The following is a 13,919-nucleotide window of genomic DNA, read 5'->3' as shown; positions in this document are numbered from 1 at the left end:
CTGGCCGGCCCCCTGGTTCCGGGTGATCCGGGCCTTCCCCGTTCCCCGTTCCCCGCCATGAAGCCATGTTCCGACTTCATTTTGCTATTCAAATAATAGCGACCTCCGCTTGACTGTATTGGGCTCGGAGCCAATTTGATGCATGAACTTCGACACCCCCGGTGCTTGTGCGCCCAGCCCTGTTTTCACCGGCAAGCGTCGGCGCACACTGGGGAGCGTGGCCTTTGGACGCCGTCATCACTGCCCCTCGACCTACAGCGCCGGTTGAACTAAAGGGGAAAAATGGACACAAACTAGGGTTATTACTTATTAGTCTTGCTCTATTAACACCATTGAACCTATCGCTTAGCACTCTATCGAACAGAGTGCTAATATTACTTCTATAAAGGAGTTTCACCCTATGTCCTACGCTCTGTCCCCTCAAGTGGCCCCCGCGACAACCCAGTTGGCACCTGCCAACCCGTGGTCGCTGCTGCCACCGCTGGGCAATCTGGATGCCTACATTTCGGCGGTCAACCGCCTGCCCATGCTCACGCTGGAGCAGGAGCAGGAATTCGCCCGAAAGCTGAAGGACGAGAACGATCTGGACGCGGCCGGAAAGCTGGTGCTGTCCCACCTGCGGCTGGTGGTGGCCACGTCGCGCAAGTACCTCGGCTACGGCCTGCCTCACGCCGACCTGATTCAGGAAGGCAACATCGGCCTGATGAAGGCGGTCAAACGTTTTGATCCGGACCAGGGCGTGCGCCTGGTGAGCTATGCGCTGCACTGGATCAAGGCCGAGATGCACGAGTACATCCTGAAAAACTGGCGCATGGTCAAGGTCGCCACGACCAAGGCCCAGCGAAAGCTGTTTTTCAACCTGCGCTCCATGAAACAGGGTTTCAAGGACGACGCCGATGTGGCAACGCACCGCGACACGCTGACCGCGGACCAGATCAGCTCGATGGCGAAGACGCTCAACGTCAAGCGCGAAGAAGTCATCGAGATGGAGCAGCGCATGTCCGGCGGCGATGTGCTGCTGGACCCGAGCCCAAGCGACGACGGCGAAGAAGCCTACGGCCCGATTGCCTACCTCTCGGATGCCACACAGGAGCCGACCCAGCTGATGGAGTCGCGCCAGCGCGACCACTTGGCCAGCGACGGCATCGCCACCGCGCTGGAAGGCCTGGACGACCGTTCGCGCCGCATCGTCGAGGAACGCTGGCTCAAGGTCAACGACGACGGCTCAGGCGGCATGACGCTGCATGACCTGGCGGCTGAATACAAGGTCAGCGCCGAACGGATTCGCCAGATCGAAGTGGCAGCGATGAAAAAAATGAAAAAGGTCCTGGCCGCTTATGCCTGACCGTGCCTGATACCTTGCCTGCAACGCCGCGCAAGCGGTGATTGCCAAAGCCTGCATTCGACCATCGTTTGCAGGCTTTTTTTTGCCCTCGACAGGCACGATGCCGGGCGGCGCTTCAGTTGCCCTGCAGCAGCAGGCGGATGTCGGCAGCCAGTGGCGCCGCACCGGTGCCGTAGCGGCTGTACAGGCGCACCCGGCCCTGCGGGTCGAAGATGTAGCTGCCGGCCGAATGGTCCAGCGTGTAGCTGCCGGGCGTCTTGCCGTCGACCTTCTTGTAGAAGATCTTGAAGTCCTTGGCCAGCTGCGGCAGCTTGTCGAGGTCGGGGCGCAGCGCCAGGAAGCTCGGGTCAAAGTTGCCCATGTAGGCCTTGAGCACCTCCTGCGTGTCGCGCTCGGGATCCAGCGAGACGAACAGTCCCTGCAGCCGCGCGCCGTCGGCGCCCAGCATTTTCTTGATCTCGGCGAGCTCGGCCATGGAGGTCGGACACACGTCCGGGCACTGGGTGAAACCAAAAAAGATCACCACCACCTTGCCCTGGAAGTCCTTGATGCTGCGCGCCTGGCCGTTGTGGTCGGTCAGGGAAAAGTCGCGCGCGTAGTCGGCGCCGGTGATGTCGATGCTGGTGAACTGCGGCTTTTTTTCCCCGGAGCACGCGCCTAAAAGGCCGGCAGCGCCCGCCAGGAAAGCGCCTCCAGCTATCAACTTAATAGTATTTCGTTTGCGGGGAGAAGTCGGGAGCATGCTCATACGAGGTAGTGGTCCAGCAGCAGTGCTGCGAACAAAACAGACAGGTGGATCAGCGAAAAACGGAAGGTCTTGCGGGCCAGGGCATCGGAGTAATTGCGCCACAGGCGCCAGCCGTACCAGCTGAAGCCAAAACTCAGGCCAATCGCCACCACCAGGTAAAGCCAGCCGCTCATCTTGAAGACAAAGGGCATCAGGCAGGCCGCAAACAGCACCAGCGTGTACAGAAACACCTGCAGGCGCGTGAATTCATTGCCGTGGGTGACCGGCAGCATGGGCAGGCCGGACTTGCGGTAGTCCTCCACCCGGTACAGCGCCAGCGCCCAGAAGTGCGGCGGCGTCCAGAGAAAGATGATCAGAAAAAGAATCAGGGCTTCGGGGCTCACCGCGCCGGTCATCGCGGCCCAGCCCAGCACCGGCGGCATCGCTCCCGAGGCCCCACCGATCACGATGTTCTGTGGCGTCAGCGGTTTCAGGATCACGGTGTAGACCACCGCGTAACCGACAAAGGTCGCAAAAGTCAGCCACATCGTCAGCGGATTGACCCAGACGTACAGAATCACGGAGCCGATCGCACACAGCAAGGTGGAAAACGCCAGGGTCAGCGGGTTGCTGATCTGCCCCTGCGCCGTGGCGCGCCAGGCGGTGCGTTTCATTTTGGCGTCAATCTGCTGCTCGACCAGGCAATTGAAGGCTGCCGCAGCACCGGCCACCAGCCAAATGCCGGCACTGGCCACCAGCGCCAGCCTCACATCGGCCCAGCTGGGCACGCCGGGAACGGCCAGCACCATGCCGATCAGTGCGCAAAACACGATCAGCTGCACCACGCGTGGCTTGGTCAGCGCGTAAAACTGCGCAAACTTCGAGGGCACAAAAGGGGCGACCGCAACGGAGGCGGAGGCAGAAGAATCGGCGGGGTTCATAGGCTGGAAACCCTCGATTTTGACTCACTCGCCATCGCAGGGCTGCGGTAGCTCGAAAAAATGGTGCCCGTCAGCACCACCACCAGGGCGGCCGCACCGCCCGTGTGGGAGACCGCCGCCACCAGCGGCCAGCCCAGCACGACGTTGCTCAGGCCGGTGGCAAACTGCCACAAGGCCAATCCACCGATCCAGAGAGCATGGGAGCGCATGGCAGGCAGGTGCCGCAGGCGGCTGGCCAGCCACAGCAGGGCCGCAAAAACAACATAGGCGCTCAGCCGGTGCACATAGTGAATCGCCGTCAGTGCCTGGAAGCTGATGTTGTCGCCGTCCAGCCCGGCACCCAGTGCGCGCCACAGCGTGAAGCCCTCCCGGAAATCCATCTGCGGCCAGAAACTGGCCTGACAGGCGGGAAAGTCGGTGCAGGCCAGCACCGCGTAGTTGGTGCTGACCCAGCCGCCCAGCGCGATCTGGACCCACAGCAGGGCAAAGGTTACCGCCAGCAGCAGCCACGTGGCCGCAGACAGGGGCACCGGCAGGGCGTCGCCCTGGGCCTGCGCATAACGCACGGCCTGAGCGCGCAGCAATGCCAGCAGCACCAGCCCGCCCATCAGGTGCAGCGTGACAATCAGCGGGAACAGCTTCATGGTGACGGTGAGTGCGCCAAAAGCGCCCTGCACGCAGACCCAGACCAGCGTCACCATCGGCCACCACGCGGAAATAGTGCCCCCACGCTCCCCACTGCGTGTGGTTCGCTCCCCCCCGAGGGGGCCGCTGCGCCTGCGGCCCGGCAAAGCCGGTTCCGCGGCCCCTGCTTGAAGGGATGCCGGTGTATGGCCTCCACGCGCTGCTGCACGGCGCTCCAGCCATGTAAAAACTGCCAGCGTCAGGATCAGTACCCCCACCCCGGTGGCGAGGTAACGGTGAATCATTTCTATCCAGGCCTTGCCATGCGTCACCGGCCCGCTGGGCATGGCAGCCTGAGCCACGCTGATCGGGTGCTGAGCCCCGACCGGGCTGGCGTGGCCGTAACAGCCCGGCCAATCGGGGCAGCCGAGGCCGGAGTCGGTGAGGCGGGTGAAGGCGCCAAAAAGCACAAGATCAAAGGTCAGAAACAGCGTCACCAGCGTGAGCACCCGCAGGCGCCGCGCCATCGGCTGGTTCTTGTTGCGCAGCCAGACCCAGGCCAGCGGTCCCAAAGCCAGCACCAGGCCCATGCCCATCAGGCGCAGCGCCGGACTGAGGTTGTAGAGGTCTTGCGTGTCCATGTTTAAAACGATGCGCTTTGCGCCAAGTGCACACGCAGCGCAGTGTTCCCATTCCAGCCAGGGCCGCGGGTCCGGCTCCGCCGGCCCGCAGGCGCAGCGGTCCCCTCGGGGGGCAGCGCATTACCCGCAGCCGAAGGCGAAGTGAAAAGCGTGGGGGCCACGTTCACCTGCCCTCCTTGTCCCAGGAGGCTGACGCGCGCATCAGGCGTTCGAGGTCGCGCTTGGCCTTCGCGGCGCCGGCCGCATCCATGTTCGCCGGAAAACGCATCATCCAGTTGCCCAGCGGATCCACCACATACAGGTGGTCCTGCAAACGCTGCCCGGGCGCGGCCTGCAGCCACTGGTCCAGGCCGGACACACGCAGCACGGTGGAACCGAGCAGCGCCGTTTCCAGCTTGTCCGGAATGGCCGCGTCGTCACTGACCAGCCAGACGCGGTCCAGCCGGTCTTTTTCCCGGCCCAGGGACTCGCGCAGCTGGCGCTGGAAATACAGATGCTGCTCGCAGGTCGTGTCGCAGGCGCCGCCGGCCACACTGAGCAGCAGCCACTGGCCCTTGAGCGCCGGCAGCTCGATGCGGCTGCCGTCGGGTGCCACGGCGGCCAGAGCGGGCAACGGGCGCTGCGGGTCGATCAGCTCGCCATAGTTGCGCCGGCCTTCCGGACGGATCACGTAGTAGGTGAAATAAGACGCGATCACGGGCGCGGCACAGATCAGCAGAACAGCCAGCATTTTCCAGCGCCCCGCCCGGGTATCGGGCGCGCGTGCGGCCGTGGCAGCGTCGAGTTGCGGCATGCCATGAACGGTCAGGCCCAGGGGTTGGTCCTGATCGTGCGGATCGGCACGGCCCGTTGGGGCCAGGGAAGGATCGGGCTGCGGAGCTTGCACTTGAAAATCGCCGTTCAGGGTTGGGGATGCGGTAAATGCCGCTGTTTGCGGCGCGGGGAAATCAGCTGGAACCAGAGATACAAGCCCACCACCAGGGCGCACAAGCCAAACCACTGGAAGGCATAACCATAATGCTTGTCGACGCCGACGGTGGGCGCAGGCCAGTCGCGCAGCAAGCCTTCACTGGCAGCGCCGGTCTGAAGCAGTGACACGGCCATCAGGGGTTCACCGATTTCCGCGCCAAAGGCTACGACGTCGAGATTTTGCCGGATGCGCCCGCCGGGCTCACCGGTGAACTCATATAGCTTGGACGGCGGCGGGGCCATGCGGCCAGCCACACTGACCAGCCCGGGCGGCGTTGGCACAACTGGCAGGCGGGTGCGGTCATTGAAATCGCGCGGCACCCAGCCACGCTGCACCAGGATCCATGGTCGCCCGCCTTCGAGTGCCAACGGTGTGACAACCCAGAAGCCGGATCTGCCGCCCATCGGACGGTTGTCCAGATACACCGTGTGCGCCTCCTGCCAGACGCCCTGCAGCAGGGCCTGCCGGTGCACCACCGTTGCGACGTCCCGCGTCGCCAACAATGCCCCGTTGTTGAGGGCGGGCAGCCTGGCCTGGGCACTGATTGCAGCCTGCAGCGCAACCTTCTCGGCGGCGCGGCGCAGTTGCCACTGACCCAGTGAAAAGGTCAGGCCCGCCATCAGCAAGGCAGCCAGGGTCACAACCCAAAAGCGCATGCTCGGCAAGGGTGAACTCATGCGCGGATAATCCTGTTCATGAATTACCTTGTCGCCATTGCATTTTTGGCCATCATTGCCAGCCTCGGATCCGCTCTGTTTTTCATGTTGAAGGGTGGTAGCGGCAGCAAAGCCAAAAGCGGCAACATGGCACGCGCGCTCGCCTTTCGCGTTGGTTTTTCAATTCTGCTTTTTGTCTGCATCCTGATTGCCTGGAAAATGGGCTACATCCAGCCCACCGGGATTGCGGCGGGCAAATAGGAAAAAAACAAAGGCCGCGTGAGCGGCCTTTTCTGTGTGCGCCGCCGGGAACACGCGGCGAGCGAAACTGCCCCGCAACACGCCTGCGGCAGCTCCTGCGTTCTAGAGCCAGTAAACGAGGATGTACAGGCCCAGCCAGACCACGTCGACAAAGTGCCAGTACCAGGCCGCACCTTCAAAACCGAAATGACGGTCTGCCGTGAAATGCCCTTTTTGCAGGCGCAGCGTGATGAACAGCAGCATCAACATGCCGACAAACACGTGAAAGCCGTGAAAACCGGTCAACATGAAAAAGGTCGAGCCGTAGACGCCGGAAGAAAGTTTCAGGTTCAGTTCGGAGTAAGCGTGAAAGTACTCGTAACCCTGAACACAGAGGAAGATGACGCCGAGCAGCACGGTCATCCACATGAACGCAATGGTTTTGCCGCGATGGTTTTCACGCAGCGCATGGTGGGCAATGGTCAGCGTCACACCGGAGCTCAGCAGCAAGGCCGTGTTGATGGTGGGCAGCCAGAAGGGGCCCATGGTCGTGAACGGCTCGATGATGTCGGCCGGTGAACCGGTCACGCCGGCAGCAACGCTGGGCCAGACCGCCTTGAAATCGGGCCAGAGCAAGGCATTTTCCAGACTGCCCAGCGTCGGCACAGAGTGCACACGCGCCCACCACAGGGCCGTGAAGAAAGCCCCGAAAAACATCACTTCCGAGAAGATGAACCAGCTCATGCTCCAGCGGTAGGACAGATCGATCTTGTGTCCGTACAGCCCGCCTTCGCTTTCACTGACCGCGGCACGAAACCAGAAAAACAACACGCCCAGCCACCAGGCCAGTCCAAACGCGAGCGAGTACGCGCCCCAGCCCGAGCCGTTGATCCACTGCCCCGCACCTAAAAAGAGGAAAAACAGGCCGATGGACGCCATCACCGGGTACGCCGAAGGCGCCGGGACGAAGTAATACGGGGTTCCTGCATGTGCTGCTGAAGACATTTCCAACTCCTGTTTCGCTAAATTCTCAAATTCAATAATCACGGCCTGGCGGGCGCCCTGCACGCTACCTGCTACTTGCCCACCACCCAGGTGGCCAGAAGAATCAGGCCACCGACAAAAACCAGCACCCCGACCAGGCCAACCACCACGATGTGGACCGGGTTGAGCTGCTGCACATCCTTCTCGTAATCACCCCGGCTGCGCAGGCCGACAAACGACCAGCTCACCGCCTTGATGGTGCGCCAGATGGAACCTTTGCGCTGTGTGGGCGGTGTGGTCATGCGCCGGGCTCACGCGCAGGTCGCGCCAGATCCACGGCAGCAACAGGGCCGCCGGGCGGAGCGGCCGGCGTCTTTCCGCCCACTTCGAAAAATGTGTACGACAGCGTGATGGTGGTCACGTCTTTGGACAACTTCGGGTCAATCACAAACACCACTGGCCACTGCTTTTTTTCACCTGGCGCCAGCGTGTACTGGCTGAAGCAGAAGCATTCAAGCTTGTTGAAGTGGGCGCCGGCCTGCACCGGCGCGTAGCTCGGGATCGCCTGTGCCGACATCGTGCGGTTCTGCACATTCTGGAACTCGTACATCACCGTCATCAATTCACCCGGATGCACCTGCAGCGAACGCTGCGCCGGCTTGAACACCCACGGGCCGCGTGAGTTCGCGTCGAACTCGACCGTGATGCTGCGGCTGGTATCGACCTGCGTGTTGGCTGACATCTTTGGCGTCGCGCCGGGAATTTGCCGGTCGCCCAAGGCCAGGATATTGATGCCAGTCATCTCGCAGATGGCCTTGTAAATCGGCACCAGCGCATAACCGAAGGCAAACATGGCCAGAACAATCACGCCCAGCTTGCCCACCATCCTGAAATTTTCGCCCTTCAGCCCCATACGTCACCCTTTGCCGAAAAAAACCAGCTTGGCCATGAAGCCGAGGAAAAACACCACCGCGATCGAGGCAAGAATCAGCCCCAGCCGCAGGTTGTTTTTTTTCTGTTCAGGTGTCATGAGGCGCAGATTGTTTCTTCAAACGACTCAGTAGCCGATCACCTTGGTTGCCGTGGCATCCAGGCGGGGCGGTGTCTCAAAGGTATGGAAGGGCGCAGGCGAAGCCACTTCCCACTCCAGGCCTTCGGCGCCAGCGCCGTCCGGGTCGTTCCATGGACGCTGGGGTGCTTTTTCACCCTTGCCGCGCATCGTGGGCAGAACCACAAAGAGGAAGAAATAAACCTGGGCGAAACCGAAGAAGAAGGCACCCACGCTGGCAATCGCGTTGAAGTCTGCAAACTGCATCGGGTAATCGGCATAACGGCGCGGCATGCCTGCCAGACCCAGGAAGTGCATCGGGAAGAAAGTCACGTTGAAGGAAATCAGCGACCACCAGAAGTGGATCTTCCCGCGCTTCTCGTTGTACATCACACCGGTCCACTTGGGCGACCAGTAGTAGTAACCGGCAAACAGCGCATACAGCGAGCCGGCCACGAGAACGTAGTGAAAGTGGGCCACCACGTAGTAGGTATCCTGCACCTGGATGTCAATCGGCGCGACCGCCAGGATCAGGCCGGTGAAGCCGCCCATGGTGAACACAAAGATGAACCCGACGGCAAACAGCATGGGCGTCTCGAAGGTCATGGAGCCCTTCCACATCGTCGCGATCCAGTTGAAGATCTTCACGCCGGTCGGCACGGCAATCAGCATGGTCGAATACATGAAGAAGAGCTGGCCAGTCACCGGCATGCCGGTGGTGAACATGTGATGCGCCCAGACGACAAAGCTCAGGATGGCGATGGAGCCAGTCGCGTACACCATGGAGGCGTAACCGAACAGGCGCTTGCGGGCAAATGCCGGAATGATCTGGCTGATGATGCCGAAAGCCGGCAGGATCATGATGTAGACCTCGGGGTGGCCGAAGAACCAGAAGATGTGCTGGAACATCACCGGGTCACCGCCGCCGGCAGGGTTGAAGAAGCTGGTGCCAAAGTGGCGATCAGTCAGCGTCATGGTGATGGCGCCGGCCAGCACGGGCATCACGGCGATCAGCAGGTAGGCGGTGATCAACCAGGTCCAGCAGAACATCGGCATCTTCATCAGCGTCATGCCGGGAGCGCGCATGTTCAGGATGGTCACGATGATGTTGATCGAACCCATGATGGACGAAGCACCCAGGATGTGCAGCGCAAAAATGCCGGCATCCATGGACGGGCCCATTTGAAGCGACAGCGGTGCGTACAGCGTCCAGCCACCTGCCGGAGCACCACCGGGCATAAAGAAGGAGCCTACGATCATGAGGCCGGCAGGAATCAACAGCCAGAAGCTGAAGTTGTTCATGCGGGCAAACGCCATGTCGGCTGCGCCGATCTGCAGAGGAATCATCCAGTTCGCAAAACCGACAAAGGCCGGCATGATCGCGCCGAACACCATGATCAACCCGTGCATGGTCGTGAGCTGGTTGAACAGCTCGGGGTTGACCAGCTGCAGGCCGGGTTGGAACAACTCGGCACGTATGCCCAGTGCCAGCACACCGCCAAACATCAGCATCGTGAAGCTGAACAGCAGGTAGAGCGTTCCGATGTCTTTGTGGTTGGTCGCGAATACCCAGCGACGCCAGCCCGTCGGGGCATGGTCGTGGTCGTCATGCGCGTGATCGTGATGGTCTAGAACTGCACTCATCTTTGCTTCCTTTGGTGGCTCATTCAGGCAGTGGGCCTGATAACTTTGTCATTGCGGCCGACGGGATGGTCTGGCGACTGGGAAATGGGTTCTGCAAAATGCTGCGCAGCTTACTTGCGCGCAGCCAGGACTTCAGAAGGCTGCACCAGCTGACCGGTCTGGTTGGACCAGTTGTTCTTGGTGTAGGTGGCCACTGCGGCCAGATCGGTGTCGCTCAGGGCTTTCCAGGAAGGCATCGCGCCGGCGACAGCACCATTGAGCAGAATCTGGATCTGTTTGCCGTGATCAGCATCGAGCACGATGGCCGAGCCGTCCAGCGGCTTGATCGGGCCCGCACCCTTGCCGTTGGCCTGATGGCAGGCCGCACAGTTGGCCGCATAGACCTTTTCACCACGGGCCTTGAGTTCGGGAAGCGCCCAGACCTTCGCAGGATCATCGGCCTTGGCAGCGGCTTCCTTGACCTTGACGCCAACCCATTTGCTGTAGTCCTCGGCAGAAAGAACCTTCACATGGATGGGCATGTAAGCGTGCTCCTTGCCGCAGAGCTCGGCACACTGGCCGTAGAAATCGCCGACTTTTTCAGCGCGGAACCACGTGTCGCGGACAAAGCCCGGAATGGCGTCCTGCTTGATGCCGAAGGCTGGCACCATGAATGCGTGAATCACGTCGTTGGCAGTGGTGATGATCCGGATTTTCCGGTCGACAGGCACCACGAGCGGGTTGTCCACCTTGAGCAGGTAGTCGTCGGGGGCTTCACCTTTTTTCGGGCCACCGTTGTTGGACATTTCGCGCTGCGTGCTGTCCAGTGCCGAGACAAAGCCGATACCTTCGCCTTCGCCCTTGATGTAGTCATAGCCCCATTTCCACTGCATGCCGGTGGCCTTGATGGTCAGGTCGGCACCGGTCGTGTCCTTGGACGCGACCAGGACCTTGGTGGCCGGCAGCGCCATCAGGATCACGATGACGAAAGGAACAATGGTCCAGATGATCTCGACCGTGGCGGACTCGTGGAAGTTGGCAGCCTTGTGGCCGACCGACTTGCGATGCTTCCAGATGGAATAAAACATCACACCGAAAACGGCCAGGAAAATGACCAGGCAAATGATCATCATGAACCAGTGCAGCCAGTGCTGCTCTTCCGCGATTTTGGTCACAGCGGGGTGCAGGTTGAGCTGATTGACGGCCGGCCCGCCGGGGAGGTCGTTGACTGCGTAGGCCGCTGTGCTCATCCATGCAGCCGACAGGGCCGTGACAGCAGCCAGCTTGCGGCCGGCTTGCAGGGACAGGGACTTCAAAACTTCGACTGCGTGCTTCATGCCTGACCCTGTTGTTGTGCGTACGTTCATCCTGATCACTTTTAATGCCTCAATTACCGACTGATTATAAAGACAGCCCTGACACCCACCGGACAGCACGGGCCTGACGCGCCGCCGCCCGGCTTGACTCAACACCCACGCAATGCGTGACGGATCTCCCGGGCCAATGCCGGCCGCAGCTCCGGACGCATATGTCGCCCCACCCTGACCGAACGCCCCTGACCCGACACTTCGATCAGCGAGCCATCTCCGTTTTTGGGCTCGACACGAACCCACTCACGGTTGAACTCCGCCCGCTCAAGTCGGCCCGCACTCTCGAGCTCCACCACCAGCTGACCGCCCTGCAGGACGATACGTTCACCGTCGGTTGCGTGGCGGGCATAAACCCGAAAGGCCGCTCCCACCACCACCAGCTCCAGCCAGGCGAAGGGCATGACCAGCGTGGCACCCTGCGACCAGAAAAATCCGGCAATGCCGAGCGAGACGACACACAGCGAGACATACAGCCATACCAACTGCGCCGGCGTCACCGAGCAGTTACGTTTGAGCAGCCACTGGACTGCCTGCTGCCCCTGACCGCTCTGGCCGGGTGCTCTGGCAAATCGAAACGATGGGGTGGTGTGCAACACGAAACAACTTTGACGCTGATCAAACACTTTCGGCTGCCAGCTCTGTAGGATAGCCAAAATCCGAGACTGGATTGTAGCCGGGTTTGTTTTGCGAAAAGCCGCCACAAAGGCCAATCCCGAGTGTTCTGCAGGCCGTCCCGCAGACCTCAGGAAACACCACGTGAGCCCTGCAGCATGGCGCGCATGTCCTGCACCGAGACCGCACTCATGGGGCTGACCCTGACTTTGGGCTGCGCCTTGAGCGCATGACCATAAATGACCTCGAAGGTCAGCATCAGCCGGCCGTCGCTCTGGCGTGGCAAACGCTCGAGGGCATCCAGCAGGCGCGCCTTCCAGGCGCGTCCGCGCAGGCCGGAAAAACGCCGAGGATGAAAGTTGCGCCCCAGCTCGCGCAATTCCTGCAACAGGCGCTGCGGTGTCTCGTAAGTCAGCGTGATGCGCTCCATGTCCATCACGGGTTCGGCAAAACCGGTTTGCACCAGCATGTCGCCCCAGTCATGCATGTCGGTCAGTTCGTGGCCGGCCGGTGGCCAATCCAGCGCCCGGTAGACCTCGCGCAGCTCGCGTGCGCTGTCCGGTCCGAGGCAGGAAAACATCAGAAAGCCACCGACCTTCAGCGCCCGATGCCATTGCGCCAGCAGGTCCTGCGGATCCGCAGCCTCATGCAGGGTCATGTTGGCCCACAGCATGTCCACCCCGGCCGGCGGCGGGACCTCAAAATGCACCGTCGGCTTTGCCCAGCGCTTCGGGTTCCACCATGGTTTTGCTATATTTTTAATAGCCTCCTGCGCTTGCAGGCTCTGGGCTTCGACCACAAAACACTCTGCATCCGGATAACTGTCGGCGAGTTGCCGGTGCGCCTGCATGCCCCCGCGCATCGCGCCCCAATGTGCCCAGGCTTGCGGCTTGAGCTTGATCCACTGCAGCCGGTCCCGCATGCGTTGCGCCACCTCCTCATGCAGCCAGGGCGATGTCGCCGGTGCCACGCGCTGCCAGCGGGCAACAGCGATGGGATCCAGGGTGGGAGGGCGGTCGTTGGGCATCAGAGGGACAGGGAGAGAATCAACAAGGCAGAGCGACGAGTATATTGACATGATGTCGCTGCGCCTGCCCACTCCGGCTTTCCTGACCCTGCAGAACCTTGCCAGCCAGTGCGCGGTGTGCCACAGCTGGCCGGCGCGCCGTGTCTGCGCGGCCTGCATCGCGCGCTTCGGCCAGCCGGCGGCGCGCTGCAGCACCTGTGCAATCCGCCTGGCAAGCGGTCAGGCCCAGTGTGCCGCCTGCGTAGGCCAGCCGCCACCGCTGGACGCGTGTTTTGCCGCCGTGACCTATGCCTATCCCTGGTCGACCCTGATGGCCGTGTACAAATTCGGCCAGGACCCGGCCTGGGCTGCGGTTTTTGCCGGTCTGCTTCTGCGGACACCCGGCCTTGCCGCGTTGCTGGCCGCCCTGCAATCAGGCGACTGGCTGCTTCCGATGCCCCTGTCGCCCGAACGGCTGCAGGCACGCGGCTTCAACCAGTCCTGGGAACTGGCGAAGGCACTGGCAGGCCAAAGTGGAACGTGCGCCCGCCCCGACGCACGGCTGCTGCTGCGCATCAGGAACACACCACCCCAGTCCCAGCTCAAACGCGAAGCGAGACTGCAAAACGTCAGGGGCGCATTTGCCGTCGACCCCCTGCGCGCAGGCCTGCTGGCGCGCCGACAGGTGCTGCTGGTCGATGATGTGATGACCAGCGGCGCGACCCTGTTTGCAGCCGCGCAGGCCCTGCGCGACGCGGGCGCCGCCGGCGTCAGCGGGCTGGTGGTCGCGCGCACTGAATGATGCGCCCCCACGGTTGCTCGCTGCGCGTAGCGCCCTGCCCCCCCGAGGGGGCCGCTGCGTCTGCGGCCCGGCGAAACCGGTTCCGTAGCCCCCGCTTGAAGAAAGAGCACCTCTGAGAGTGCGAGCCCATGCTCCCCCGAGAGTCCCTCCAGAGCGACAATCAGGCGATGTTCAATATCGTTCTGGTCGAGCCCGAAATCCCCCCCAACACCGGTAACGTGATCCGGCTGGCGGCCAACACCGGCTGCCGCCTGCATCTGGTGGAGCCGCTGGGGTTTTCGATGGACGACAAACACATGCGCCGCGCCGGGCTGGACTACCACGAGTACG

At 62.1% G+C, this 13,919-nt stretch carries 17 protein-coding genes; 4 read left to right on the top strand and 13 right to left on the bottom strand.

The genetic code is table 11. The features are described 5' to 3' along the window. The first annotated feature begins 400 nt into the window (after positions 1–400). On the top strand, positions 401–1,345 hold the full coding sequence (gene rpoH, locus PSV33_RS10655; protein WP_300561440.1) for an RNA polymerase sigma factor RpoH: 945 nt from the start codon (positions 401–403) through the stop codon (positions 1,343–1,345). Between the two features lie 115 nt (positions 1,346–1,460). Here the strand turns inward: rpoH and PSV33_RS10650 are convergent, their stop codons facing one another. The 5 genes from PSV33_RS10650 to PSV33_RS10630 form a co-directional block, all read right to left on the bottom strand. Beyond that, positions 1,461–2,087, bottom strand: coding sequence for an SCO family protein (locus PSV33_RS10650; RefSeq protein WP_300561447.1), 627 nt, complete (start codon positions 2,085–2,087; stop codon positions 1,461–1,463). Positions 2,088–2,089: 2 nt separating this feature from the next. After that, positions 2,090–3,013, bottom strand: a complete 924-nt coding sequence (cyoE, locus tag PSV33_RS10645) for a heme o synthase (protein WP_300561438.1) — start codon at positions 3,011–3,013, stop codon at positions 2,090–2,092. After that, complete coding sequence (locus PSV33_RS10640; RefSeq protein WP_300561436.1) at positions 3,010–4,278, bottom strand: heme A synthase; 1,269 nt, start codon at positions 4,276–4,278, stop codon at positions 3,010–3,012. The genes cyoE and PSV33_RS10640 overlap by 4 nt, the downstream gene beginning before the upstream one ends. Positions 4,279–4,441: 163 nt before the next feature. Continuing rightward, entirely contained in the window at positions 4,442–5,071 is a 630-nt protein-coding gene (locus PSV33_RS10635) for a hypothetical protein (RefSeq protein WP_300561445.1), read from the bottom strand. 107 nt (positions 5,072–5,178) lie between these two features. Next, positions 5,179–5,925, bottom strand: a complete 747-nt coding sequence (locus tag PSV33_RS10630; protein WP_300561432.1) for an SURF1 family protein — start codon at positions 5,923–5,925, stop codon at positions 5,179–5,181. An 18-nt stretch (positions 5,926–5,943) separates the two neighbouring features. Between PSV33_RS10630 and PSV33_RS10625 the strand changes: the two genes are divergently transcribed. Next, positions 5,944–6,165, top strand: a complete 222-nt coding sequence (locus tag PSV33_RS10625) for a twin transmembrane helix small protein (RefSeq protein WP_300561430.1) — start codon at positions 5,944–5,946, stop codon at positions 6,163–6,165. A gap of 102 nt (positions 6,166–6,267) precedes the next feature. On the opposite strand, the gene PSV33_RS10620 is transcribed toward PSV33_RS10625, so the two are convergent. The 8 genes from PSV33_RS10620 to PSV33_RS10585 all read right to left on the bottom strand — a co-directional run bounded on the left by PSV33_RS10620 (position 6,268) and on the right by PSV33_RS10585 (position 12,808). Continuing rightward, complete coding sequence (locus PSV33_RS10620) at positions 6,268–7,149, bottom strand: cytochrome c oxidase subunit 3 (protein WP_300561428.1); 882 nt, start codon at positions 7,147–7,149, stop codon at positions 6,268–6,270. A gap of 71 nt (positions 7,150–7,220) precedes the next feature. Continuing rightward, positions 7,221–7,430 carry a DUF2970 domain-containing protein gene (locus tag PSV33_RS10615; protein WP_300514137.1) on the bottom strand — a complete coding sequence of 70 codons (210 nt, stop codon included), beginning with the start codon at positions 7,428–7,430 and terminating at the stop codon, positions 7,221–7,223. Then, positions 7,427–8,041: a cytochrome c oxidase assembly protein gene (locus PSV33_RS10610; protein ID WP_300561425.1), complete on the bottom strand. Its 615-nt coding sequence runs from the start codon at positions 8,039–8,041 to the stop codon at positions 7,427–7,429. The genes PSV33_RS10615 and PSV33_RS10610 overlap by 4 nt, the downstream gene beginning before the upstream one ends. 3 nt (positions 8,042–8,044) lie before the next feature. After that, positions 8,045–8,158, bottom strand: a complete 114-nt coding sequence (locus PSV33_RS10605) for a cytochrome oxidase small assembly protein (protein ID WP_217992604.1) — start codon at positions 8,156–8,158, stop codon at positions 8,045–8,047. A gap of 27 nt (positions 8,159–8,185) precedes the next feature. Continuing rightward, on the bottom strand, positions 8,186–9,820 hold the full coding sequence (ctaD, locus tag PSV33_RS10600; RefSeq protein WP_300514144.1) for a cytochrome c oxidase subunit I: 1,635 nt from the start codon (positions 9,818–9,820) through the stop codon (positions 8,186–8,188). A gap of 110 nt (positions 9,821–9,930) precedes the next feature. Beyond that, complete coding sequence (gene coxB / locus PSV33_RS10595) at positions 9,931–11,115, bottom strand: cytochrome c oxidase subunit II (protein ID WP_300561443.1); 1,185 nt, start codon at positions 11,113–11,115, stop codon at positions 9,931–9,933. 149 nt (positions 11,116–11,264) lie between these two features. Then, positions 11,265–11,765 carry a DUF2244 domain-containing protein gene (locus PSV33_RS10590; protein WP_300561422.1) on the bottom strand — a complete coding sequence of 167 codons (501 nt, stop codon included), beginning with the start codon at positions 11,763–11,765 and terminating at the stop codon, positions 11,265–11,267. Between the two features lie 146 nt (positions 11,766–11,911). Beyond that, entirely contained in the window at positions 11,912–12,808 is an 897-nt protein-coding gene (locus PSV33_RS10585; protein WP_300561419.1) for a methyltransferase domain-containing protein, read from the bottom strand. Between the two features lie 49 nt (positions 12,809–12,857). Between PSV33_RS10585 and PSV33_RS10580 the strand changes: the two genes are divergently transcribed. Together PSV33_RS10580 and PSV33_RS10575 are read left to right on the top strand one after the other, a co-directional pair. Beyond that, positions 12,858–13,589, top strand: coding sequence for a ComF family protein (locus PSV33_RS10580; protein ID WP_300561416.1), 732 nt, complete (start codon positions 12,858–12,860; stop codon positions 13,587–13,589). Positions 13,590–13,756: 167 nt separating this feature from the next. Next, the coding region (locus PSV33_RS10575) for a TrmH family RNA methyltransferase (protein WP_300561441.1) at positions 13,757–13,919 on the top strand (163 nt) is incomplete at its 3' end.

This window comes from Polaromonas sp. (genome assembly GCF_029945895.1).
Classification (GTDB): Bacteria; Pseudomonadota; Gammaproteobacteria; order Burkholderiales; family Burkholderiaceae_C; genus Polaromonas.
This window is presented reverse-complemented; position numbering and strand designations above follow the sequence as displayed.

What these genes read in the sequence shown, in the direction of transcription:
- rpoH (WP_300561440.1), top strand. Translation starts at nt 401, where the DNA reads ATGTCCTACGCTCTGTCCCCTCAAGTGGCCCCCGCGACAACCCAGTTG.
- PSV33_RS10610 (WP_300561425.1), bottom strand. Translation starts at nt 8,041, where the DNA reads ATGGGGCTGAAGGGCGAAAATTTCAGGATGGTGGGCAAGCTGGGCGTG.
- PSV33_RS10630 (WP_300561432.1), bottom strand. Translation starts at nt 5,925, where the DNA reads ATGAGTTCACCCTTGCCGAGCATGCGCTTTTGGGTTGTGACCCTGGCT.
- PSV33_RS10620 (WP_300561428.1), bottom strand. Translation starts at nt 7,149, where the DNA reads ATGTCTTCAGCAGCACATGCAGGAACCCCGTATTACTTCGTCCCGGCG.
- PSV33_RS10605 (WP_217992604.1), bottom strand. Translation starts at nt 8,158, where the DNA reads ATGACACCTGAACAGAAAAAAAACAACCTGCGGCTGGGGCTGATTCTT.
- PSV33_RS10615 (WP_300514137.1), bottom strand. Translation starts at nt 7,430, where the DNA reads ATGACCACACCGCCCACACAGCGCAAAGGTTCCATCTGGCGCACCATC.
- PSV33_RS10635 (WP_300561445.1), bottom strand. Translation starts at nt 5,071, where the DNA reads ATGCCGCAACTCGACGCTGCCACGGCCGCACGCGCGCCCGATACCCGG.
- PSV33_RS10580 (WP_300561416.1), top strand. Translation starts at nt 12,858, where the DNA reads ATGATGTCGCTGCGCCTGCCCACTCCGGCTTTCCTGACCCTGCAGAAC.
- PSV33_RS10640 (WP_300561436.1), bottom strand. Translation starts at nt 4,278, where the DNA reads ATGGACACGCAAGACCTCTACAACCTCAGTCCGGCGCTGCGCCTGATG.
- cyoE (WP_300561438.1), bottom strand. Translation starts at nt 3,013, where the DNA reads ATGAACCCCGCCGATTCTTCTGCCTCCGCCTCCGTTGCGGTCGCCCCT.
- ctaD (WP_300514144.1), bottom strand. Translation starts at nt 9,820, where the DNA reads ATGAGTGCAGTTCTAGACCATCACGATCACGCGCATGACGACCACGAC.
- PSV33_RS10585 (WP_300561419.1), bottom strand. Translation starts at nt 12,808, where the DNA reads ATGCCCAACGACCGCCCTCCCACCCTGGATCCCATCGCTGTTGCCCGC.
- PSV33_RS10650 (WP_300561447.1), bottom strand. Translation starts at nt 2,087, where the DNA reads ATGCTCCCGACTTCTCCCCGCAAACGAAATACTATTAAGTTGATAGCT.
- PSV33_RS10625 (WP_300561430.1), top strand. Translation starts at nt 5,944, where the DNA reads ATGAATTACCTTGTCGCCATTGCATTTTTGGCCATCATTGCCAGCCTC.